The 20499-nt window shown below is 70.4% G+C and carries 20 protein-coding genes; 5 read left to right on the top strand and 15 right to left on the bottom strand.

Going from position 1 to position 20499, the window contains the following annotated elements:
* Nucleotides 1-76: 76 nt before the first annotated feature.
* The 13 genes from HPY32_RS02685 to HPY32_RS02625 form a co-directional block, all read right to left on the bottom strand.
* Nucleotides 77-997, bottom strand: a complete 921-nt coding sequence (locus HPY32_RS02685; RefSeq protein WP_067582836.1) for an MBL fold metallo-hydrolase — start codon at nucleotides 995-997, stop codon at nucleotides 77-79.
* Nucleotides 994-1917, bottom strand: a complete 924-nt coding sequence (locus HPY32_RS02680) for an aromatase/cyclase (RefSeq protein ID WP_067582833.1) — start codon at nucleotides 1915-1917, stop codon at nucleotides 994-996. The genes HPY32_RS02685 and HPY32_RS02680 overlap by 4 nt, the downstream gene beginning before the upstream one ends.
* On the bottom strand, nucleotides 1910-2149 hold the full coding sequence (locus tag HPY32_RS02675; RefSeq protein WP_067582830.1) for an acyl carrier protein: 240 nt from the start codon (nucleotides 2147-2149) through the stop codon (nucleotides 1910-1912). Before HPY32_RS02675 ends, HPY32_RS02680 begins: the two co-directional genes overlap by 8 nt.
* Nucleotides 2133-3398, bottom strand: coding sequence for a ketosynthase chain-length factor (locus HPY32_RS02670; RefSeq protein WP_067582827.1), 1266 nt, complete (start codon nucleotides 3396-3398; stop codon nucleotides 2133-2135). The genes HPY32_RS02675 and HPY32_RS02670 overlap by 17 nt, the downstream gene beginning before the upstream one ends.
* Nucleotides 3395-4660, bottom strand: coding sequence for a beta-ketoacyl-[acyl-carrier-protein] synthase family protein (locus tag HPY32_RS02665; RefSeq protein WP_067582824.1), 1266 nt, complete (start codon nucleotides 4658-4660; stop codon nucleotides 3395-3397). The genes HPY32_RS02670 and HPY32_RS02665 overlap by 4 nt, the downstream gene beginning before the upstream one ends.
* Nucleotides 4657-6072, bottom strand: a complete 1416-nt coding sequence (locus HPY32_RS02660) for an MFS transporter (protein ID WP_067582822.1) — start codon at nucleotides 6070-6072, stop codon at nucleotides 4657-4659. The genes HPY32_RS02665 and HPY32_RS02660 overlap by 4 nt, the downstream gene beginning before the upstream one ends.
* Entirely contained in the window at nucleotides 6069-7217 is a 1149-nt protein-coding gene (locus HPY32_RS02655) for an alpha/beta hydrolase family protein (RefSeq protein ID WP_067582819.1), read from the bottom strand. The genes HPY32_RS02660 and HPY32_RS02655 overlap by 4 nt, the downstream gene beginning before the upstream one ends.
* On the bottom strand, nucleotides 7214-8137 hold the full coding sequence (locus HPY32_RS02650; RefSeq protein WP_067582816.1) for an SRPBCC family protein: 924 nt from the start codon (nucleotides 8135-8137) through the stop codon (nucleotides 7214-7216). The genes HPY32_RS02655 and HPY32_RS02650 overlap by 4 nt, the downstream gene beginning before the upstream one ends.
* Nucleotides 8134-9675: a class I adenylate-forming enzyme family protein gene (locus HPY32_RS02645; RefSeq protein ID WP_067582813.1), complete on the bottom strand. Its 1542-nt coding sequence runs from the start codon at nucleotides 9673-9675 to the stop codon at nucleotides 8134-8136. Before HPY32_RS02645 ends, HPY32_RS02650 begins: the two co-directional genes overlap by 4 nt.
* 23 nt (nucleotides 9676-9698) lie before the next feature.
* Nucleotides 9699-10133 (bottom strand): SRPBCC family protein, encoded by a 435-nt coding sequence (locus HPY32_RS02640; protein WP_067582810.1) that lies wholly within the window; start codon nucleotides 10131-10133, stop codon nucleotides 9699-9701.
* Nucleotides 10126-11601 carry a coproporphyrinogen-III oxidase family protein gene (locus HPY32_RS02635; protein WP_067582807.1) on the bottom strand — a complete coding sequence of 492 codons (1476 nt, stop codon included), beginning with the start codon at nucleotides 11599-11601 and terminating at the stop codon, nucleotides 10126-10128. Before HPY32_RS02635 ends, HPY32_RS02640 begins: the two co-directional genes overlap by 8 nt.
* 27 nt (nucleotides 11602-11628) lie before the next feature.
* On the bottom strand, nucleotides 11629-12405 hold the full coding sequence (locus HPY32_RS02630; RefSeq protein WP_067582803.1) for an SDR family NAD(P)-dependent oxidoreductase: 777 nt from the start codon (nucleotides 12403-12405) through the stop codon (nucleotides 11629-11631).
* Between the two features lie 392 nt (nucleotides 12406-12797).
* Nucleotides 12798-13793, bottom strand: coding sequence for a C40 family peptidase (locus HPY32_RS02625; RefSeq protein WP_171982695.1), 996 nt, complete (start codon nucleotides 13791-13793; stop codon nucleotides 12798-12800).
* Nucleotides 13794-13938: 145 nt separating this feature from the next.
* On the opposite strand from HPY32_RS02625, the gene HPY32_RS02620 reads away from it, so the two are divergent.
* Nucleotides 13939-14586 carry a TetR/AcrR family transcriptional regulator gene (locus HPY32_RS02620; protein ID WP_216675867.1) on the top strand — a complete coding sequence of 216 codons (648 nt, stop codon included), beginning with the start codon at nucleotides 13939-13941 and terminating at the stop codon, nucleotides 14584-14586.
* A 3-nt stretch (nucleotides 14587-14589) separates the two neighbouring features.
* Here HPY32_RS02620 and HPY32_RS02615 read toward each other — a convergent pair whose 3' ends face one another.
* Nucleotides 14590-15264, bottom strand: a complete 675-nt coding sequence (locus tag HPY32_RS02615; RefSeq protein WP_156674175.1) for a VC0807 family protein — start codon at nucleotides 15262-15264, stop codon at nucleotides 14590-14592.
* Between the two features lie 220 nt (nucleotides 15265-15484).
* On the opposite strand from HPY32_RS02615, the gene HPY32_RS46035 reads away from it, so the two are divergent.
* The 4 genes from HPY32_RS46035 to HPY32_RS02595 all read left to right on the top strand — a co-directional run bounded on the left by HPY32_RS46035 (nucleotide 15485) and on the right by HPY32_RS02595 (nucleotide 18815).
* Entirely contained in the window at nucleotides 15485-16645 is a 1161-nt protein-coding gene (locus tag HPY32_RS46035) for a sensor histidine kinase (RefSeq protein WP_197696406.1), read from the top strand.
* Nucleotides 16642-17325, top strand: a complete 684-nt coding sequence (locus HPY32_RS02605) for a response regulator transcription factor (RefSeq protein WP_067582791.1) — start codon at nucleotides 16642-16644, stop codon at nucleotides 17323-17325. The genes HPY32_RS46035 and HPY32_RS02605 overlap by 4 nt, the downstream gene beginning before the upstream one ends.
* Entirely contained in the window at nucleotides 17322-17651 is a 330-nt protein-coding gene (locus HPY32_RS02600) for a hypothetical protein (protein ID WP_067582788.1), read from the top strand. Before HPY32_RS02605 ends, HPY32_RS02600 begins: the two co-directional genes overlap by 4 nt.
* A 144-nt stretch (nucleotides 17652-17795) precedes the next feature.
* Nucleotides 17796-18815, top strand: a complete 1020-nt coding sequence (locus HPY32_RS02595; protein ID WP_067582785.1) for a crotonase/enoyl-CoA hydratase family protein — start codon at nucleotides 17796-17798, stop codon at nucleotides 18813-18815.
* 111 nt (nucleotides 18816-18926) lie between these two features.
* On the opposite strand, the gene HPY32_RS02590 is transcribed toward HPY32_RS02595, so the two are convergent.
* Nucleotides 18927-20381: an amidase gene (locus HPY32_RS02590; protein WP_067585642.1), complete on the bottom strand. Its 1455-nt coding sequence runs from the start codon at nucleotides 20379-20381 to the stop codon at nucleotides 18927-18929.
* Between the last annotated feature and the right edge of the window lie 118 nt (nucleotides 20382-20499).

Below are 20499 nucleotides of genomic sequence, written 5' to 3'. Positions count from 1 at the left end.
GCTCTCCTGATTCTGCTTTTCGCAGCGGACTCCCCGCCGGAAATGTACTCGATGGGTACGACATATTCGGGTGGTCTCACGCCCGGCATCGCAGCCGCCCGCCCGGGCAGGCCGCGGCGACATCGGCCATCACCTTCGCGAGGTCGAGCGGGGTCCCGCCCGGCACGCCCCACAGATCCGCCAGCGCGCGATGCACGTTCGCCACGTGCCGCTCCGGATCGATCCAGTGCGGGAACGGACCGGGCCCGGCGTCGCGGACGGCCCGAACCGGGCTGTGGCCGTGGCGCATTGCCCGCGCGGCGAGGTCGAGGATCCACTCCAGGTAGGTGATGTTGTCGTCGATGATCCCGGCGTCGGCGACGGCCCCGTGGCCGGGCACCACGACCCGCGGCCGCAGCTCCTGCAGCGTCGTCATCGCCTCCCGGGCGCCGAGGACCGAGCCGAACAGCAGAAACGGCGTGCAGCCGGACATCACCTGGTCCCCGGCGAACAGCACGCCGTCGTCGGGCAGCCACGCGACCAGATCGTGGGCGGTGTGCGACACGCCCGGGTGCCGCAGCTCGACGCGATGCGAACCGGTATGCACCGCAGCGAAATCCGTGATCTCGACGTCGGGCAGCCGGACCCGGACCGCTCCCCACTCGACCTCCGGCCACATCTCGGTCACCGACAGCCCCGTCTCCGCCATCAGGGCACGGGTCCCCGCATGCGCGACGATCCGGGTCTCGCGGTCGAGAAACGCGTTCCCGAGGGTGTGGTCGCCGTGGAAATGGGTGGTGACCGCGATCCGGGGACGGCCGGGGGCGAGCTCGTCCACGGCGGCGAGCAGCGCGCGGGTGCGGCGTTCGGTCGCGGCGGTGTCGATCAGTACGACGAGGTCGGCTCCCACCACGATGCCGACATTGTTGAGGAACCATCCGCCGTCGGGCTGGACGAACGCGTGCACGCCGTTGCCGATATCCTGCACGTGCCCCAGCGGGGCGGTCGATCGGGTCATGACCGGTGTCCCGCGACGCCGGTGAGCGTGCTGAGGGTCGCCCGGCTGTTGGCGCGCAGCCGGGCGCCGAAGGTTTCGCGCAACCGGGCCGCCTGCTCGCGATCGGTGACGGTGCGCGGATCCAGCAGCGCCAGATGGCTGCCGGTGACGGTCGCGGTGTCCCGGTCGAAGTCCCAGCGGCCGCTGTGCCCGGCCAGCCCGTCCGGTGTCTGTAATTGCTTGTAGCGGATCCGTTTTCCGGCGGTGCACAGCCGGATGGATCGGGTCCGGTGCACGGTCCCGTCGGGGGTGCGCACGGTCATCCGCAGATCCTGGGTGCCCGGTTCGGGTTCGCTCAGCACGGATTCGAGCACGTGCGGCAGCCGGTCCGGCCACGATCCGGCGTCATCGATGGCCCGGTAGGCGTGGTCGATGTCGTCGACCGGCACGGTGTCGGCGCAGCGCAGGACCAGATCGCCGACGGGGACCGCCGCGGCGCACAGGTCGGTGAGCGCGCCCAGTTCCCGTTCGGAATTGGCGTCGAGCGCGGCCCGCAGCCAGGCGCGGGTGTCGGCTCCGTCGTCGGCGAGCACGCAGCGGTGCACCAGCTCCACCCGGGTGCCGCCGCGGTCGGGGCGGAAACTCCAACTGCCGGACATGGATTCGATGGGCGGGCGGGCATGCCGCTGGCGGAAGCCGATCGTCCGCTCGTCGGCGTTCAATTCCCGGCGCGAGGTCCAGCCGCGCACCCGGTCGTCGACCAGCGCGGTGATCCGGAACTCCTCGGTCACCACCGGGCCGCGGGTGCCGCGGTCCAGCACGTCGACCGCGACGGTCGGGCCGAAGACGATCGGCCACAGGGTGACATCGGCGACGAGCCCGTAGGCGTCCCCCGGCGATCCCGCGCACCAGGCGGCGTGCGAATAGGTGTGCTCAGCCATTCGCGCGCTCGACCAGTTCGCGGAAGGTGCGGCAGTCCATGACGAGGTGGTCGGGAATCGTGACGGCGAACCGTTTTTCGAGCCGGGACACGCTCTCGATCAGGGCCAGCGAGTCGTATCCGAGCTCCTCGAAGGTGGTGTCGAGCAGTTCCTCGGCACGCACCTGCGCCTCGGGCTCCCCGGCGGAGGCGATCAGCGCGGCGAGGACATCGGATTCAGAGATCGTTGCCATCGTTGTCCTTTCGGTTGTCGGCGGACGAGTTGTCAGCGGACGAAGCCCGGGTGAGCACCAGGGCCGAGTTGAAGCCGAGGCGACCGCGGGCGAGCACCAGCGCGACCCCCACGTCCACCGGGCGCGGCGCGCCGAGCACCAGGTCGACCGCGCAGTCCGCCCGGACCGCGGTGGTTCCGGGTGTCGCCGGGAGCACGCCGTCGCGCATGCACAGCGCGGCGGTGGCCACGTCGAGCGGACCGCCCCCGCTGTAGAGGCGGCCGGTGCCGCTCTTGGGCGCGGTGACCGGTGGCCCGGTGCTACCGAAAACCCCTGTCAGGGCGTCGGATTCGCTGCGGTCGAGCTCCGGCACCCCGGCCGCGTCGGCGAAGACCGCGTCGACGTCGCCGGGGGTGAGCCCGGCGTCGGCGAGCGCGAGCCGGATCGCGCGGGCCAGCCCCGCCGGGCCGCCCTGATCGTCGGCCGCGTCGAACGTCGAGGCGTGACCGGCGATCTCGGCGTAGCGGTGGGCGGCGGCGCGCGCCGAGGCGGAGTCGGCGTCCTCGAGCACCAGCAGCGCGCCGCCCTCGCCCGGGACGTACCCGTCGGCCTCCGCGGCGAAGGGCAGGTAGGCCCGGTCCGGGTCGGTGCTGCGGGTCAACCGGCCGCTGGCGATGTGCGAGACCCACCCCCACGGGTCCATCGAGGAGTCGACGCCGCCGCACAGCACGAACGGGGTGCCCTGCCGGACCACGTCGCGCGCCCGCCCGATCGCGTCCAGTCCGCCCGCCTGCTCGGCGACCAGCACGGTGCCGGGCCCGCGCATGCCGTGCCGGATCGAGATCTGCCCGGTATTGACGGCGTAGAACCAGGCGAACGACTCGTACACGCTGACGACATCGGCGCCCTCGGTCCACAACTTGCGGAATTCCCGGTGCGTGAACTCGAATCCGCCGGTGGCATTGGACGTGATGACGCCCTTGTCGTAGTCGGTGAGCGCGTCCGGGTCGATCGCCGAATCCGCCAGCGCCAGTTCGGCCGCGGCCAGCGCGAACCGCGTGGAGACATCGGTCTGGTGCAGCAGCCGGTCCGACAACCATTGCGCGGCATCGAATCCCTCGATCCGGGCGGCGAGCGAACTGGAGTAGTTCCCGGCCGCGCCCGCCAGGGGACGGATGCCGTGCCTACCCGCCAGGACGCTGTCCCAGTACCGGTCGATGCCGATGCCGGTCGGGCACACGATGCCGATGCCGGTGAGCACGACACTCATGCGGCCACGCTCTGCGCCGAGTGCAGCACCATGGCGCTCTGGAAGCCGCCGAAACCGCTGCCGACGCTGAGGGCGACGTCGACGGTCCGCTCCCGCGCGGTGTGCGGCACGTAGTCCAGATCGCAGTCGGGGTCGGGCGAGTCCAGGTTCGCCGTCGGCGGGATGGTGCCGGTGTGGATGGCCAGCGCCGAGGCCGCCAGTTCGATCGAGCCGATGGCGCCGAGGGAGTGCCCGACCATCGACTTGATCGAACTGATCGGCACCCGATAGGCGTGATCGCCGAGACTGCGCTTGTAGGCGGCGGTTTCGTGGCGATCGTTCTGCTTGGTGCCGGAGCCGTGCGCGTTGATGTAGTCGACCGCGGTCGGGTCGAGCCGGGCGCGGTCCAGGGCGATGCGGATGGCCTCGGCCATCTCCCGGCCGTCGACCCGCAGCCCGGTCATGTGATAGGCGTTGAGGCGGGTGGCGTAGCCGCCGATGGCGGCGTAGATGGTCGCGCCGCGGGCGCGGGCCGCCGCCAGCTCCTCGATGATCATGATGGCGGCGCCCTCGGCGAGCACGAAACCCGCCCGGTCGGCGTCGAAGGGCCGCGAGGCGGCCTCGGGCGGATCGTTGTGCGGCGTGGTCGCTTTGATCGCGTCGAAGCTGGCCAGCACGATCGGGGTGATCGGGGTCTCGGCCGCGCCCGCGACGACGATATCGGCCCGGCCCGACCGGATCAGGTCGGCCGCGGCGCTGACCGCGTCGATGCCCGAGGTGCAGCCGTCGGACACCAGCGCGACCGGGCCCTGGGCGTGCACGGCCCAGGCCACCTCGGCGGGCATGGCGGCCGGGCACAGGTAGTCGAACATGTAGGGCGACAGGTGATTCTCGTCGACCTCCCACTGCCGCCCGCTGTCGGAGAGCACCAGATATTCGCGCTCCAGGCTGGTGGCGGCGGCGGTGGCGCTGCCCAGGCTCACCCCGATCCGGTGCGGGTCGGCCGCGTCGAGGTCGAGTCCCGAATCGGCGACGGCCTCGCGCACCGCGGCCACCGCCAGCTGGGTCGCCCGGTCCATGCGGCGACATTCCCGCGGGGTGAGCCCCTCGGCGACGGGGTCGAAATCGCAGTGCGCGGCAATGCGGGAGCGAAAGGGCGCGGGGTCGAAGTAGTCGATGGTGCGGATCGCGGGTTTGCCCTCGACCAGCATCTTCCAGAATCCGGCGCGATCGGCGCTGCCCGGCGCGCGGACCCCGATTCCGGTGATGACGGGAACTCTCATTGCACAGCTGTTTTCGGTTGAGCGGATAGAACTGTGGCCGCGCGCACGAGCCGGACCGAGAATCCGAACGCGAGCGCCGACACGACGGCGAGCACCAGGAACACGGCCCGGAATCGCCCGGGATCGTGCACCCCGTGGATGGCCTGGCTGCCGATGACGACCACCACGACCGACGCGCCGAGCACGCCGCCGACGCGCAGCAGCACATTGATGATCGTGACGGCGTCGGGCATCTGCGGCGGCCGCACGGCCACATAGGCGGCCGTGGACGCGGGCACGATCGACAGGGCGGAACCGATGCCGAGCACGATCAGGCAGATCTCGGTGACCACGACCGTGCCGCCGGTCGAGGAGAGCACGCGCGGAAGGAAACTCACGACCAGGATCGCGGTCCCGGCCACGCAGACCGGGCCGCCGCCGATCCGATCGGTCAGCCGCCCGGACACGATCAGCATGGCGGACCCGAGCGCGAATCCGATCATGATCACGCCGGAGGCGATCAGTCCGTCCCCGGCGATGATCTGGAGATACAGCGGCCACGCCACGAGCGCGCCGAACTGCACGATCCCCACCAGCAGGCTGACCGCGGCCGCGGCCCGGAACGTCGGGGTGGCGGCGACCGCGAGGTCCAGCAGCCGTCCCGGCGCCGGTGGCCGCCGGACGAACAGCACGGTGAGCAGCACGCCCAGCAGCAGCGGGATCGCGACCAGGACGGGCCGCCCCGCGCCGGGCTGTCCGATCCGGTCGATGGCGAAGGCGACCAGCGGCAGGGCGAGCCCGATCAGCGCGAATCCCGGTGCGTCGAAACGCGTTCCGGCGCTGCGCTCGCCGCGCGGCACCACCCGCAGGCCGAGGGCGATCGCGATCGCGCCGACGGGCAGGTTGACCAGGAACAGCCACGGCCAGCTCAGCCGGGCGAGCAGGGTGCTGCCGACGATCGGCCCGAGCGCGGGCGCCAGCACCAGCGCGGAACCGACGACGCTCATGACCCGCCCCATGGCACCGCGCCCGGCGGCGTAGGCGATGACGGTTTGCCCCGCGGGCAGCAGGATTCCGCCCGCCAGGCCCTGTAGGCATCGGCCCGCGATGAGGGCCCCGATGTCGGGGGCGGCGGCGCAGCCCGCCGACACGACGGTGAACGCGACCAGCGCCAGCAGCCAGACCCGGCCCGCGCCGAATCGGCGGCACAGCCACGAGCAGGCGGGCAGGCCGACGGCCAGGCCGAGCAGGTAACCGCTCACGATCCATTGCGCGGTGGTCAGATCGGTGCGCAGCGCGCCGCTGACGGTCGCCAGGCCGATATTCACCAGGGCGGAGTCGAGTTGGGTCATGAACGCACCGAGCACGATGGTCGCCGCGATCACCCAGGTGCGCCCGGACACGACCGGGGGCGTCGGTTTCGGAGTTGTCATGCGAGTCCTCGATCGGTCGTCAGGCAGGAGTGCACCCAGTCGGCGGCGCGGTGGGCGGCCTGGGCCAGCCTGTTGAGGCACACGTGCGCCTCGGACTCGTACACCAGCGATTGGTGACGGCCCGCCCACTGCTCGTCGAGCCGCCGGATGTCGGCGACGGGGAAGATGTCGTCGAGCGCGCCGTGCACGCTGAGCACCCGGGTGTCGGGGATCCAGGTGATGTCGAGCGCCGAATCCGCCAGCAGCCCGGTCAGATCCGCGCCCGGCGGCCGCAGGAACGCGAAGCGGAAGTCGTCCTTCAGCCGCCGGGGCAGCCCCGGGAACGGCGCCACCCGGGGGCCGCCGGAGAAGTTCAGCACGCAGGCGAAGGTGCCCGGCAGGTGCTGGGCCACGCGCAGCGCGAAGTAGCCGCCGAAGCTGATGCCCGCGAAGCCCAGCCGGTCGGCGTCGACGGCGGGATGGGCGCGCGCGAGATCGGCGACGGCGCCGACGATTTCCTCCATGTCGACCCGCAGCGGGGTGCGCCCGAGTGCCAGGCCCTGGCCGGGGCCCTCGAACAGGATCACCGCGAGCCCGCGCTCCAGATAGGTTTCGGCGAGCGCCAGCGGCTCCACCTCGGTGATCGAATCCAGGCCGTTGCAGACCAGTACGCACGGCACCGGCGCGGATGCGTTGGGCGGCAGGGCGATCCACACCGGCACCGCGGTGCCGTCCGCGAGCCGCGCGACCTGTTCGGTCAGCGGTGTCGGTGAGCCCGCCAGGCTTCGCCGGAAGCAGCTCCGAACCGATTGCCGCAGTGCGTGTTTGCGCTCCGCATCGTCGAAATACATGAATTCGGCCCAGTGGTAGCAGGCCGCGGCGCTGCGCAGCGCGGCGGTCCGGCCCGCGGTGGTGGTCGACGCCGCGGCCGCGCCGACATAGGTCTGCGCCACCGACTCCCAGCGGCGTGCCCACTCGCGCCAGAAGCCCGCGGACGCGAGATCGAGGTCGTCGAGCGGGAAGCCGTCCAGGGCGGAAGTGACGTCTCCCCAGTGGATCTGGGGTGCGATCCGGGAGTTCAGGAACATCAGCCGCGGCAGGAAGTACCCGCAGGCCGCGACGACCTCGACCGGGATCCGGGGCGGGCGGACCGCGGCGGCGGTCACCGCGCCACCGCCGCGATCGCCCGCATCTCGGCCCCGGCATTGGTGTCCACGTACGAGCGGACGAAATCCGTTGCCTGCGCGACGGTTTCGATGCCGTCGCGAATGCCGGTGACGTCGTCGAGCATCGTCCACCAGCGGTCGACGGCCAGCAGGCAGCGGTGCGCCTCGAGCGGGATCACCCGCCACTGCCCCGCCATCTCCGCCACGAACGGCATCGGAACCGGCAGCATGTAGTCGACCCGGCGCAGCGCGGGATGGTGCGTGCGCCGGGTCTCCCAGCTCACCCGGCGGCCGTCCTGCTCGGCGAAAACCCTGACGTCCGAGGTATTTCCGTCCTCGCGCACGATCTCGACGCCGACGCAGGCGTCGAACAGCGTCGGCCAGGACCGGGTGTCGCAGACGATCCCGTAGACGGTATCCGCGTCGGTCGCGCACTCCGCGGTGTGCCGAATCCTGGTGTCGGGCATGATCATCGGTGTCGCCGCGCGGGGCTTCTCGCTCGCCGTCCGGTAGTCGACCAGCGCGCTGCCGATATTGCGGTGGATCATCGTCCGCACGTGCGCGGCCGCGTCGTCGGCGGCGTCGACGACGTGTTCGGTGAGCAGGACACAGGAATTCGGGTCCAGGGCCACCACCCGCCAGCTCGTGTCGATCCGTTCGACCCGCGGCATCGGCCGCGGCTGTCCCTCCTCCACGCCGTAGAACTCCGGCCGGAGCACGCGTTCGGTCACCCAGGTGGCGGTCCCGGTTCCGGCGGTCATGGTCAGCTCGACGGTCTGTGTGGTCGCCGTCGCGGACAGCACGCGCGCCGCCTTGCACGGCGTCAGGATGCCGGGCCAGCCCGCCGGGTCGGTGAGCAGGGCGTACACCCGCTCGGCCGGGGCCGGGCAGACGATATTGTGCGAAAGTTCCAGGCTCACGATCGATCAGCTCCGGTCAGGGGGATGAGCAGGGTCGGGTCGAGGGATTCCGCGAGGCGGCGGCGGTCCACCTTGTCCCCGGCATTGACGGGTAGCGGGTGTGCGCAGGGGTAGAGCAGTTCCGGCCACAGCTCCTCGCTGAGCACCCCGGTGAGACCGGCCCGCACCCGGTCGCGAATGGCGGCCGCGGAGTGCGCCAGCAGCGGACCGCGCACGGCCGCAACGACTTTCTCCGAGACGCCGTCGGCGCCGCGCAGGCCGACGACGGCGACCTCGTCGACATCGGCGACCCCGGCGAGGGCGGCCTCCACCTCCTCCGGGTGCACCCGGTGGCCGTTGTCGCCGAGGATGGTCGCCTGAATCCGGCCTTTCAGCAACAGATCTCCCGACGACGACCACTCGCCGATGTCGCCGGTCCGGAACCATCCGCCGAGGGGGGTGACGCGGTCGGTTCCGGGGTCGTAGTAGCCCTGCATGATTCGCCCCGCGCGCAGCAGGATCTCGCCGCGCGGGGCCGGGTGCTCGGGCGTCGGTTCGAGCCGGAGCTCCACCGTGTCGTCGGGGCGGCCGACGCAGTACACGCCCGCCCGGTACCGGCCCTCGGCATGACCGGTCTCGTCCAGCCAGCAGAACGGCCCGAAGGTCTCGCTGAGGCCGTACCCCTGGATCCAGGCACAGCCGGTGAGCGCGCGGGCCTGCTCGAGCAACCGGCGCGGCAGGGGCGCGGCACCGTAGGCGACGACCTCGAGGCTGCCGAGGTCGGCGCCCTGCGCGAGCGCGGCGTCCACGAACCGGCGCAGGGCGGCCGGGCGGAGCATGATGTGCGTCGCGCCCGTCTCCGCGACCACCGCGGGCCAGGTCTCGGGCCGCCGGTCGGGCGGATAGATCAGGGCCGACCCGTGCGCCAGCGCGCCGAATCCGAAGATCACCCCGGTGGTGTTGTTGATCAGCCCCGACATGAACGCCCGCGTCGACGGGCCGAAGCGCAGCGCCCGGGTGACGCTGAGGATCCGGCGGCACACCAGTTCCTCGGACACGCAGATCGCCTTCGCCCGTCCGGTGGTGCCGCTGGAGAACAGCACCAGGAATTCGGTGACGGGCGCGGCGATCTCGGCCGGGACCGGCTCCCCGGCCGGGTCGGCGCCGAACGGGTCGGCGCCGACGTACAGGACCGGAATGCGGTCGGCGTGCGCGGCGGCCCGCACCGCGTCGCCGACATCCCGGGTCGTCACGATGCAGTCCGGGCGCGAAAGGGTCACCAGCCGTGCCCATTCCGGCTCCGCCGCCCGGGCCAGGTCGTAGGGCATCAATACCTTGACGCCGACCGCGCTGGCGGCCGCCAGGAAGACCAGCCCGCGGGCGTCCTGGTCCAGCAGCGCCAGCACCCGGCGGCCGGGACGCAGGCCCGCCGCCCGCATGCGGTCCGCGCAGCGGGCGGTCGCGGCGAGCAGGTCGCGGCGGGTGCGGCGGTGCGGGCCGTCGAGGACGGCGAAGGTGTCGGTCGCCCTGGCCTGCGCCAGCATCGAGACGAGTTTCATCCGTTCCTGCCTTGTCGTGGCGGTCAGTCGCCCGCGAGATCGACCAGTTCGGCCAGCGAGTCGTAGAGGCCGGTCTGCATTCCCGGCCAGATTCCGGTCCCGAATTCGGCCGCCACCGCGGTGTCGATATCGGCCGCCACCCGGTGGGTGACGATGACGAGGTCCCCGAAGACCGCCATGCGATGGTCGTTGCGGACCACCCCGAACGGCGTGGGTGTCTCGTCGGTGAAGCCCTCGCCCTGCGACACCTCGACGATGGTGCCGACGGCGGTCAGGCCGCCCTGCAGGGTCAGGTCGAATGTGCTGCCCTGCTTGAAGTTTCCGTGCAACCGGCTGGCCTTGATACCGGTGTTCCACGACGTCCAGCCGTTGACGTCGGCCCACAGCGCCCACACGTTGCCGCGGGTCGCCACGACGGTGGCGGTGCTCGCCGCCAGGAAGCGGTGCCGCTCAGTCATGGTCGGCCGCCTCGGCGGGCGCGGTGATCGGCGGATAGAAGGCGACGCCCTCCTCGCCGAGCCAGTAGGCGCGCTCGTGGGCGCCGACCTCGACCATGACCCCGTTGAGCGACCAGTTGGGCTCGCGCAGCGAATCCTCGTCGCGCCAGAACTGTTCGTTGAAGAATTCCAGGATCACATTGGTGTGCCAGACGAGGCCGAGTTGGGTGAGCTTCATGCGATCGTCGGCGAGCTCGATCAGGCCCTTGCGTTGCAGCCGGGCGAGTTCGGGGGCGAAGTCGTCGCGGAAGGATGTGCCGAATTTGCTTCGGTAGAAGTCGTATTCGATCTCGTAGTACAGCAGCGCGAAGATGACGTAGCGCTCCCGCTGCACGCGGGGGGACATCTTGTCGGTGATCGAGCTGATGAGCAGATCGCCGCTCTCGACCCGCTCCATGTACTTCTCGGGGTCGGCCTCGGTGCCCAGCCGGTGCCCGTCGAAGTAGCTGTAGGACCCCGGCCCGATGGCCAGCGTATCGATGTAGACCTTCCAGTTGTAGTGGTTGTACATGTTCTCGTACCCGGGTCGGCAGAAATGGTCGACCATGTACATCGAGTAGCCCATGCCCTCGGCGATCTCGACCGCCTCCCGGTACATGGCCTTGACCATCGGGCTCTCCGGTGCGGCCGGGCGCGGGATCTTGCCCTTGATGATCAGCTTGTCCTGAATGGTGTCCTTGTGGATCCGATACAGGTAGATGGTGAAGTGCGGGACGTCCAGTTCGTTGAGCGTCTCCAGATCGCGCCGCCAGATGTCGAGCGTGTGGCCGGGCATATTGAACATGAGGTCGAGCTGGATGTTGGTGAATCCGCGCGCCTGGAAGGCCCGGATGACGCGCGCGCTGTCCTCGGCCGCGTGCGGTGAGCCGATCACGCCGAGGATCTCGGGCTGGAAGGACTGCACGCCCAGGCTGATTCGGTTGATCCGGGACCGCACGACGTAGTCGATCTTCTCGTCGTCGTAGTCGCGGGCGTTGCCCTCGAGGGTGAATTCGGCGTCCTCGGCGACGGTGAACACCTCGACGACGGTGTCCACCACGCGCTTCAGGTTGGCGGTCTTCAGGATGCTTCCGGTGCCGCCGCCGATGTAGATGTTGCGGACCAGGCCCTTGCCGAACTTCGGGTACTCGGCCCAGCGCCGCATGTCGGTGATCAGCGCCTCGACGTAGCGCTCCTCCCGGCCGCGCGGGTCGTTCTCCGACAGCAGGCTCGCGAAGTAGGGGCAGGACTTACAGCGCGTGCGGCAGAACGGGATTCCGATGTAGAGGACGAAATCGACGCCCTCCTGCCGCATGTTCACGTGCTGTTCGAGCCATTCCCGCCCGCCGTCGATCCGGTGCATGCCGGGCGGGTAGAGAATGAAGGGCAGATAGCATTTGTTGGGATACGGGTCGCCGGTTTCGGTGGGTTTCAGTTCGGTGGTGGTCATGGGATGTCTTTCTGGCGATAAATATGGTCAGTAGTTGCCGAGGCCGCCGCAGACGTTCAACGCCTGGGCCGTGACCCCCGCGGCGCGCGGGGAGGCGAGATAGGAGACCATTGCCGCGACCTCGTCGGGTGCTATGTAACGCCCGAGCGGAACGCGTTCCTCGATGCGGCGGCGTGCCTCGTCGACGCTGGTCCCCCAGATCGAGGCGTAATGTTCGCGCACCCGCTCGGCCATATCGGATTCCACGAATCCGGGGCATACCGCGTTCACCGTGATACCGGATCCGTTGCGGGCCAGTTCCAGCCCGATGGCCTTGGTCAGGCCGACCACGCCGTGTTTGGACGCCGAGTACGGGGCCGCGTGGATGACGCCCTGTTTTCCGCCGGTGGAGGCGATATTGATAATCCGGCCGCCGGGGGCGATCCGGGAGAGCTGGAGCGCGTCGCGGATGACGTAGAAGGTCCCGTTCAGATTGGTGGACATGACGTCGGCCCACAGCGCGTCCGATATCTCGGCCGTGTACCCGCCGCCGGAGATTCCGGCGCAGTTGACCAGGACCGCGAGGGTGACGTCCCGGCTGGTCAGCGACTCGAACAGCCGCCGGACGCCGGTCGGCTGCCGCACATCGCAGAGCTGGATCTCGACGCGGCGATCCGGGTGATCGGTCAGGAGCTTTTTCTTGGCGCTTTCGAGCGGATCGAGTGACCTGCCGAGCAGGATGACGTCGAAACCGTCGGAGACGAGTTGGTCGGAGATTGCGAACCCGATGGAACCGGAGGCCCCTGTTACCAACGCCGTATTCATATACTAACTTTCTCGGTGCCGCAAGCGATCTCGAGTCGCTGCAAAGAATTGCCACCGCTGCGGCCTCGCAACGCCTGGCAATGAAACATATCGGCGGAAATTCGCCCGGTGTGGGACGGGAAGCGCGTCGGGCGATAGCCGACGGATATTACTTAACGAAATAGTTCACAGTTTGGCAGTGTCCGAAATTCGCCGAACTCGAACGTGAATCCCCACACCTTCGATCTGATTGAGTCCATTGTTCTTCCTCCCCGACCCTGCTGCAAGGGTATACGCGGCCCCATGGAGGGTCAACCCCCAGTTTTTCCTGTCCGCAAATACAATGCTCGCCGATCGGTAAGCATTCGGAAATACCGAACGCCCTCATTCTGGCCGAGTGCACATCCGCACTGTCACGGAAGGTAGCGGCGCGCGCCCCAGTAGTCCGGGCCGAAGCGGACCGGGGTGATGCGGACCGGGGTCGCCGCGTCGAACGCCTCGATCATCTGGTTGTCCCCGTAGTACATGGCCACGTGGTAGATCGAGTCCGGGTCGCTGGTGTTGCTGGCGTAGAACAGCAGATCGCCGGGCCGGAAGTCGGACTTGTCGACCGGGCGGGCGCTGCCGTCGGTGGCCTGCGGACCCGCGTCGCGCGGCAGGGTGATGCCGTGCACCTGGTAGATGGTGGAGGTGAAACCGGAACAGTCGTAACCGAATCCGGCCCGCCCGCCCCACAGGTACGGGATGTGCACGAACATGGCGGCGAAGCGGACCAGGTCGGCGCCGGTGGGCCGCGGGATGTCCGACGGTTTCCCGTAGACCGCGACCGCCCGGGCGTCCAGCCACTTCGGGCCGCGATCCGGGGTGGCGACCAGCACCGCCTTGTCGGTGCGGCTCAGCACGGGAAGCCGGGTGTTCACGCTGATTTCGAGGTTGCGGTCGGCGACCTCGGGATCGTTGTAGAGCCACGTGGTGACGCTCCGGTCGGCGAGGGCGAACGGCGCGTTGTCCTTCAGGGCTCCGAAGGCCGGGTCGGATGTCAACTGCGCCTTGGGAATCCAGCCGGGATACCCGAGCGCGTTCTTCGGCGTGGGCTGCCCGGGCACCAGCACCTCGTCCCAGTCGCCCTGCTCCCCCAGCACATACACGCGGTCGCCGAACAGCGCCTGCGTCTGGGTGAGATTGTCGGAGGTGAGCGCCTCCTGCTGGGCCAGCGTCATATCCGCCAGCCAGCGCCGCACATCGACCGGATTGGTCAGAGCGGGCGCATCCACCGGCCGCGGACTCTGCGGCGTGGTCCACACCGTGGCCGCCGACACCGTGACATAGGCGCTGGGCGGCGTAGGCGGCGCCGGTTCGGCCCCCGCCGAAATCGGCAGCGCGGCAGCAAGACCCAATACGCTCAGCATTCCACCCAAACGAGCCCGGTACCCCATAGCTCAGGGTACTGCACGCCGCTACCGCCCCGCCCGATTCCGAAACAGAGACCCACGCCGCGCCGCGCCGTCGGGGCGGGCGTGGGATGGGGGTGGTGCTCGAGTAATCTGCCTGGTGATGGCTATGAAGGATGGGGCCAAGGGCGGGCGGCACTACGGGGGGCGGTCCGCGGCGGAGCGGGCCGGGGAGCGGCGGGCGCGGTTGCTCGAGGGTGCGCTCGAGTTGTATGGGACGCAGGGCTATGCCAACACGTCCATCGAGCAGTTGTGCGCCGCGGCGAGCATTTCCACGCGCAGTTTCTACGAGGAGATGGGCAGCCGCGAGAATCTGCTGATCGCGCTCGCCGACGACATCACCGGGCGCGCCTCGGCGGCCGCCCTGTCCACCCTCGAGGAGACCGCCGAGCTGCCGGTCGCCGATCGCATTGCCCGCGGCTTCCGCGCCTACCTCGAGGTGACCTGCGCCGACGCCCGCACCGCGCGGGTCTGCTACATCGAGGTGGTCGGCGTCAGCGAGACCGTCGAGCAGTGGCGCGGGGAATGGCGCAGGCGGATCGGCGCGCTGCTGCAAACCGAGGCGGAGCGGGCCGTGGCCCAGGGCGTCGCCCGCCCCCGCGACTACCGACTGTTCGCGATCGCCGTCATCGGCGCGGTGAATTCGCTGGCGCAGGAACTCGCCCGCAGCGACCGCGACCCGGACAGCACCGTGACCCTCGACGAAATCTGCGCGGAGATCATCGGCTTCGTCGACGCCGGGATAGCCTGACCACTACCCGACCACAACCAGTTGTTCGATGCGCCCCTTCATATTCAAGCGCCGACGGGTGTGGAAGGTGAAGGCGGCGAGGATGCCGAGGATGGTGAACTGGACGACGTTCATCAGGGCCACCGATACCGAGAGGGGCAGGGTGTAGATCATCAGCAGGCGGATGGTGGCGTCGACCGCGAAGCCCGCGGCCCACAGCTCGGTGGAGCGGCGGAAGGCGTGGCGGACCTGAGGGTCGTTGTGCCACAGCGTTTCCCAGTAGCGAGCGGATTCCGTGCCCCCGGCGTGCAGGCGGCGGGAGATGCCGAATATGGCCGGGCGGCCGACCACCAGGCTGCCGAGCAGCAGCACGCACAGCACCGCCGAGGTGAGCGGATCCTTGGCCAGCACCAGGCGGGCGTCGCCACCGGCGAACGCGATCAGCAGCCCTAATCCATTGAGCGGCAAGCCGATCGCCGCCAGCCCGTCGAGCCTGCCCCGGACCACGGCGACCCCGAGCACCCACAGCGCGGTGACGATGCTCGAGGCCACGAGCGCGGCGACATCGCTCACCCCGAACGCGCGGAAAACGTAGTAGCTGCCCAGGCCGAGCCCGATGCTGAGCCCGAGCGACAGCAGATCGCGCGCTCGCCCGGACCCGCGGTCGGGGCGAGCGGGCAGGTCCGTGGCGACTGTCATGATGGTTTCTCCCTCGTTGCTCGGTGTCGCATCGAACGCTATGCGCGCGGGAGGGTGCGCCACGTCGGCGCCGGGATGGACATCCGCCGCCTCCACTCACGGCGGGAGCACGAAAATCTCCACCCGAATCTCCACCCCCGGACCGGTCCGCCCCGACGCCGTCGCCGCCACAGTGCGCAGGCACGGGAGAATGCGGACGACGACCACGGAAGGAGGGCCGGTGCGGCAGCAGCTGCTGCGAACCTGGCAGCGGATGATCAGCGGCGACCCGGAGAGCAGCCCGCTGTGGCGAGCCCTCGGCACCGTCCTGCTGACCGTGAATCTGCTCGTCAACCACGGTCGCGTGGTGCCGGGCTGGGAGTGGGCGGTGCTGGCAACGGCGTTCGGGGGCTGGCTGATTCACGCGCTGTGCCAGCGGTGGCGCCCGAGCTGGGGAGCCGCCGGACTGATCATGTGCGCGGTGCTCGGCGCCGCCACCGTCGGACCGGCCGCGGACGGGGCGGCGATCGTCATGGCGTGCGCGGCGGCGAGCATGCTCAGCCAGCAGACCGCGCTGCCGACCCGGGTGATCGTGCCGATCGGCCTCGGCTGCGCGATGATCCTGACCATCGGATGCCTGTGGGCCGGGCGCACCCGCGGCGAACTGCTGACCTACCTGGCAATCCTGGTCGCGCTCATGTTGGGCGGCCTGTATCGCCGCCAGTACCTGGTCCGGGTGAACCAGACCGAACTGCTGCTCGAGCAGACCCGCCGCGCCCAGCACGAACACGCCCGCGCGGCGGCGCTGGACGAACGCGCCCGCATCGCCCGGGAAATGCATGATGTGCTGGCACATTCGTTGGGCGCGTTGACCATTCAGCTCGAGGTGGCCGAGGGACTGCTCGGCGACAAGGGCGATGTGGACGGCGCGCTCGCCCGGTTGCGCCGGTCGCGGCGGCTGGCGGCCGACGGGCTGGCCGAGGCCCGGGGCGCGGTGGCGGCCCTGCGCGAGGACGTGCCGCCGCTGCACGAGGCGGTGGCCGAGCTGGTCGAGCGGTGCCGGCGCGATCATCACCTGGTCATCGACTGGCACCGGGCCGGGACGCCGCGGCCGCTCGGCTCGGCGGCGACGGTCTCGCTGCTGCGCACCGCGCGCGAGGCGCTGACCAATGCCGCCAAGCACGCGCCGGGCGCGGCCGTCACCGTGACCCTCGACTACCGGCCCGACCGCGTGCGCCTGTCGGTGAGCAACCCGCCGACCGACCGGGCCCCGGAGCCCGTCCCCGGCGGCGGGTACGGTCTGACCGGAATGCGCGAGCGGATCGCGCTGGCGGGGGGCACCCTGTCCGCCGGTCCGCACGAGGGTGATGGCTGGCTGGTGACGGCGGAGGTTCCGGAGTGAACGAGGCGATCCGGGTGCTCGTGGTGGACGACCAGCAGGTCGTGCGGGAAGGTCTGGTGGCGCTGCTCGGGCTGTCCGACGAGGTGACCGTGGTCGGCGCGGTCGGCGACGGCGATCAGGCGCTGCGCGCGGTGGCGGAGCTGAGCCCGCAGGTGGTGCTGATGGATCTGCGCATGCCCGGAACCGACGGCGTCGCGGCCACCGAGCGGATCGCGCGCGACTATCCGCGGACCGCGGTGCTGGTGCTGACCACCTACTCCGACGACGATTCCATCGCGGCCGCGCTGCGGGCCGGGGCGCGCGGCTATCTCACCAAAGATGCCGGGCGCGTGGAGATCACGGCGGCGATCCGGGCCGCGGCCGCCGGGCAGTCCACCTTCGATCCGGCCGTGTCGCGGCGGCTGGTGGCCGCGCTGACCCGCCCGGCCGCCGACCCGCCGAAGGCCGAGCGGGCGCGCACCGAGCGAGCCGCCCCGAAGCCGGACGGCCTCACCGCCCGCGAGGCGGAGGTGATCGGCCTGATCGGCCGCGGCCTCAACAATGCCGAGATCGCCGCGGCCCTGTTCGTCGAGGAAACCACCGTGAAAACCCATATCAACAACGCCTTCGCCAAGATCGGCGCACGCAATCGAGCGGACGCGGTCCGCTACGCCTACCGCCAGGGCCTCGCCGAACCATGACCGACTACGCACACACCGACTCCGCCGACAAGAGCCGCGCCGACAAGGCCCGCCGCCTGGCCGCCTACCTCTGGCCCCGCGGCATCACCGCCCCCGAACTCCTGGCCCTCCCACCCACCACCCGCCGCAAACTGGCCCGCGCCGCCAACATCAACCCACCCGGCACCGACGAAACCTGGACCCAGGTAGCCCACCTCCTCGACCAAAAAGACGCCTGGGCCACCCGAAACCCGAACCACCCCGCAGCACAACGCAATCACCTGGACGAAAAGATCCTGTGGGTAAAGCCGCCGGTGACACCATGGTCGGAGCCCGACCGATCCTGACCGGTCGAAGGCACTCCTCACCATCCCCTCGCGCTCCTGAGTCCCCGGACCCGCCCGTCAATCCCCCGTACCCGCCCGTCAATCCCCCGTACCCGAGCGCAGCGAGGGTTGACAGTAAGAAATGAACCGAGGTTCACTTCTTGGGTGGACACAGAGCATTCCGGTACCCGACCGGCGGCTTGGCGCGATGACGCGACCGCCGGAGACGATTCGCCGTACGCCGGGCGCCCGATAGTGGGCGACGAGCATCGCTATCGCACGCTCACCTACGAGGTCACCGGGCGGATCGCGCGCATCACCTTCGACCGGCCCGAGCACGGTAATGCCATCACCATGGACACCCCGGGGGAGCTGGCCCATGCGGTCGAGCGCGCCGATCTGGATCCGCGGGTGCATGTGATGGTGGTGTCCGGGCGGGGCAAGGGCTTCTGCGGCGGGTACGACCTGTCGGTGCTCGACGAGGGTGGGGTGGTCGCCGAGGGCGGGGCGCGGCCGGACACCGGCACCCCGCTGGACCCGATGGTGCAGGCGCGCAACCACAATCCCCGGGGCACATGGGATCCCATGGTGGACTACCAGATGATGAGCCGGTGCAACCGCGGCTTCGCCAGCCTGCTGTACGCGAACAAGCCGACGGTGGCCAAGCTGCACGGCTTCGCGGTCGCGGGCGGCACCGATATCGCGCTGTTCGCCGACCAGATCGTCTGCGCCGACGACACCAAGATCGGCTATCCGCCCACCCGCGTCTGGGGAATCCCCGCCGCGGGCATGTGGGCGCACCGGCTCGGCGACCAGCGCGCCAAACGCCTGCTGTTCACCGGCGACTGCCTGACCGGGCGGCAGGCCGTGGAATGGGGCCTAGCCGTGGAGTCCTGGCCCGCCGACGAACTCGACGACCGCACCGAGGCCCTGCTGCACCGTATTTCGCAGGTCCCGATCAATCAGCTCGTCATGGCGAAGCTGGCGCTGAACAGCGCGCTGCTGGCGCAGGGCGTCGCCAACTCCGCAATGATCAGCACCGTCTTCGACGGCATCTCCCGGCACACCCGCGAGGGTTACGCATTCCAGACCCGCGCCGCGACAGCGGGTTTCCGCGAGGCGGTCCGGGAGCGCGACGAGCCGTTCGGCGATGGGAAGTCCCCGGCCAAAAGCACGCCGGGATGACGAGTGGGACGTGGCACGCCGGGGTGACGAGTGGAAGCATCCGGGACGACGAGTGGAAGCACGCCGGGACGACGAGTGGACGTGCCACGCCGGGATGACGAGTGGACGTGCTCAGCCGAGGGCCGGTGGTTCGAAGCCGCCGATCTCCCGCTCGAGCAGTTCGGCCAGGCGGAGCGGGGTGCGGTCGCAGAACATCGGGCCCAGGATCTGCACGCCCACCGGCAGGCCGTCGTCGCCGCGGCCCGCCGGGATCGCGGTGGCGGGTAGGCCGGACATGGTCGCCACGCCTGCCCACGCCATCTGATCGCCGTACGGGTGGTCCGCGCCGTCGATGTCGATGCGCCGCGTCTGCCAGTCGGTGTGGTCGTGCGGGAACGCGGGCGTCGGCGAGACCGGGCACACCACGGCATCGAATTCGGCGAACAGCGCCCGCCACCCGTGGCGGTGCTGCTCGCGGCGGGCGTCGGCGGCCAGCCAGTCCCGGTGGCCGAGCACCATGCCGCGCAGGCTCTCGGCGGCCGGGCTGTCGTCGGCGGGGTCGAGTTGCGCTGCGGCCGTGCGGATCTGCTCGTAGGCGGGCGCGGGCATATTCACACTCAGCGCGGCGGTCAGCAGCCGGGAGTACAGCGCCGCGGTGTCGGTCAGGTCGGGCAGCAGCGGGCTGTGCCGCTCGACGCGGGCGCCCGCCGCGATCAGCGCGGCGGCGACCCGCTCGATTCCGGCCCGCACCGACGAGCCGGTGGGCAGCGTCGGGTGCTCGTCGAGGACCAGCACGCGGAAGTCGGCCAGCCGGTCGTGCCGCGGCGCGGGCAGGTTCACGGTGTAGGCCAGCCCGAGGGTCAGCGGGTCGGGGGCCACCATCAGGTCGAGCAGCAGCGCGAGATCGCGCGCCGAGCGCGCCATGGGACCGACGACGGCGAGATCGATCGCGGTGGGCAGTGCGGGCGCGCCGGGCGCGAGATGCCCGCGCGACGGCGTCAGGCCGTAGGTCGGCTTGTGCGCGTAGACGCCGCAGAAATGCGCCGGAACCCGCAGGGAGCCCGCGATATCGGAGCCGATGGACAGCGCGCCGTACCCCGCCGCCAGCGCCGCCGCCGACCCACCGGAGGACCCGCCGGGACTGCGGTCGAGGTCCCACGGATTGTTGGTGACCCCGTAGATGTCGTTGTAGCTCTGCCAATCCCGCAGGACCAGCGGCACATTGGTCTTCCCCAGCAGCACCGCGCCCGCCGCCTTCAGCCGCGACACCTGCAGCGCGTCCTCCTCCGGCAGGTAGCCCGCGAACTCCGGGATGCCCCAGGTGGTGGGCAGCCCGGCGATGTTGTAGGACTCCTTGACCGTCACGGGCAGGCCGAGCAGCGGGCGATCCTCGCCGCGAGCGCGCGCCGCGTCCGCCTCCCGCGCCGCGGCCCTGGCCCGCTCGAAGTCCGGCACGCAGATCGCGTTGACGGCCCCGTCGTACTTCTCGATCCGCGCGATCGATGCCTCGGTCAGCTCGACCGAGGTCACCTCCCCCGCCCGCAGCGCGGCGAGGGTCTGCTCAGCTGTGCGATACGCCCATTCCATTCCTTCACGGTAGATCTTGTTCGAGAGTTCGGTCGAGTGCAATACGCGATATCGCGGTTGTGCCGCACTTGTGTCCGCGCCATTCAGATACGTGAATGATGCTGGGGCAGCATCACAT

Origin of the sequence: Nocardia terpenica (genome assembly GCF_013186535.1) — a bacterium.
Lineage (GTDB): Bacteria > Actinomycetota > Actinomycetes > Mycobacteriales > Mycobacteriaceae > Nocardia > Nocardia terpenica.
This window is presented reverse-complemented; position numbering and strand designations above follow the sequence as displayed.

Excerpts from the sequence above, each read along its gene's own strand:
- HPY32_RS02660 (WP_067582822.1), bottom strand. The coding sequence starts at position 6,072 with ATGACAACTCCGAAACCGACGCCCCCGGTCGTGTCCGGGCGCACCTGG.
- HPY32_RS02645 (WP_067582813.1), bottom strand. The coding sequence starts at position 9,675 with ATGAAACTCGTCTCGATGCTGGCGCAGGCCAGGGCGACCGACACCTTC.
- HPY32_RS02685 (WP_067582836.1), bottom strand. The coding sequence starts at position 997 with ATGACCCGATCGACCGCCCCGCTGGGGCACGTGCAGGATATCGGCAAC.
- HPY32_RS02590 (WP_067585642.1), bottom strand. The coding sequence starts at position 20,381 with ATGGAATGGGCGTATCGCACAGCTGAGCAGACCCTCGCCGCGCTGCGG.
- HPY32_RS02640 (WP_067582810.1), bottom strand. The coding sequence starts at position 10,133 with ATGACTGAGCGGCACCGCTTCCTGGCGGCGAGCACCGCCACCGTCGTG.
- HPY32_RS02665 (WP_067582824.1), bottom strand. The coding sequence starts at position 4,660 with ATGAGAGTTCCCGTCATCACCGGAATCGGGGTCCGCGCGCCGGGCAGC.
- HPY32_RS02675 (WP_067582830.1), bottom strand. The coding sequence starts at position 2,149 with ATGGCAACGATCTCTGAATCCGATGTCCTCGCCGCGCTGATCGCCTCC.
- HPY32_RS02680 (WP_067582833.1), bottom strand. The coding sequence starts at position 1,917 with ATGGCTGAGCACACCTATTCGCACGCCGCCTGGTGCGCGGGATCGCCG.
- HPY32_RS02625 (WP_171982695.1), bottom strand. The coding sequence starts at position 13,793 with ATGCTGAGCGTATTGGGTCTTGCTGCCGCGCTGCCGATTTCGGCGGGG.
- HPY32_RS02630 (WP_067582803.1), bottom strand. The coding sequence starts at position 12,405 with ATGAATACGGCGTTGGTAACAGGGGCCTCCGGTTCCATCGGGTTCGCA.
- HPY32_RS02600 (WP_067582788.1), top strand. The coding sequence starts at position 17,322 with ATGACCGACTACGCACACACCGACTCCGCCGACAAGAGCCGCGCCGAC.
- HPY32_RS02620 (WP_216675867.1), top strand. The coding sequence starts at position 13,939 with ATGGCTATGAAGGATGGGGCCAAGGGCGGGCGGCACTACGGGGGGCGG.
- HPY32_RS02635 (WP_067582807.1), bottom strand. The coding sequence starts at position 11,601 with ATGACCACCACCGAACTGAAACCCACCGAAACCGGCGACCCGTATCCC.
- HPY32_RS02615 (WP_156674175.1), bottom strand. The coding sequence starts at position 15,264 with ATGACAGTCGCCACGGACCTGCCCGCTCGCCCCGACCGCGGGTCCGGG.
- HPY32_RS02670 (WP_067582827.1), bottom strand. The coding sequence starts at position 3,398 with ATGAGTGTCGTGCTCACCGGCATCGGCATCGTGTGCCCGACCGGCATC.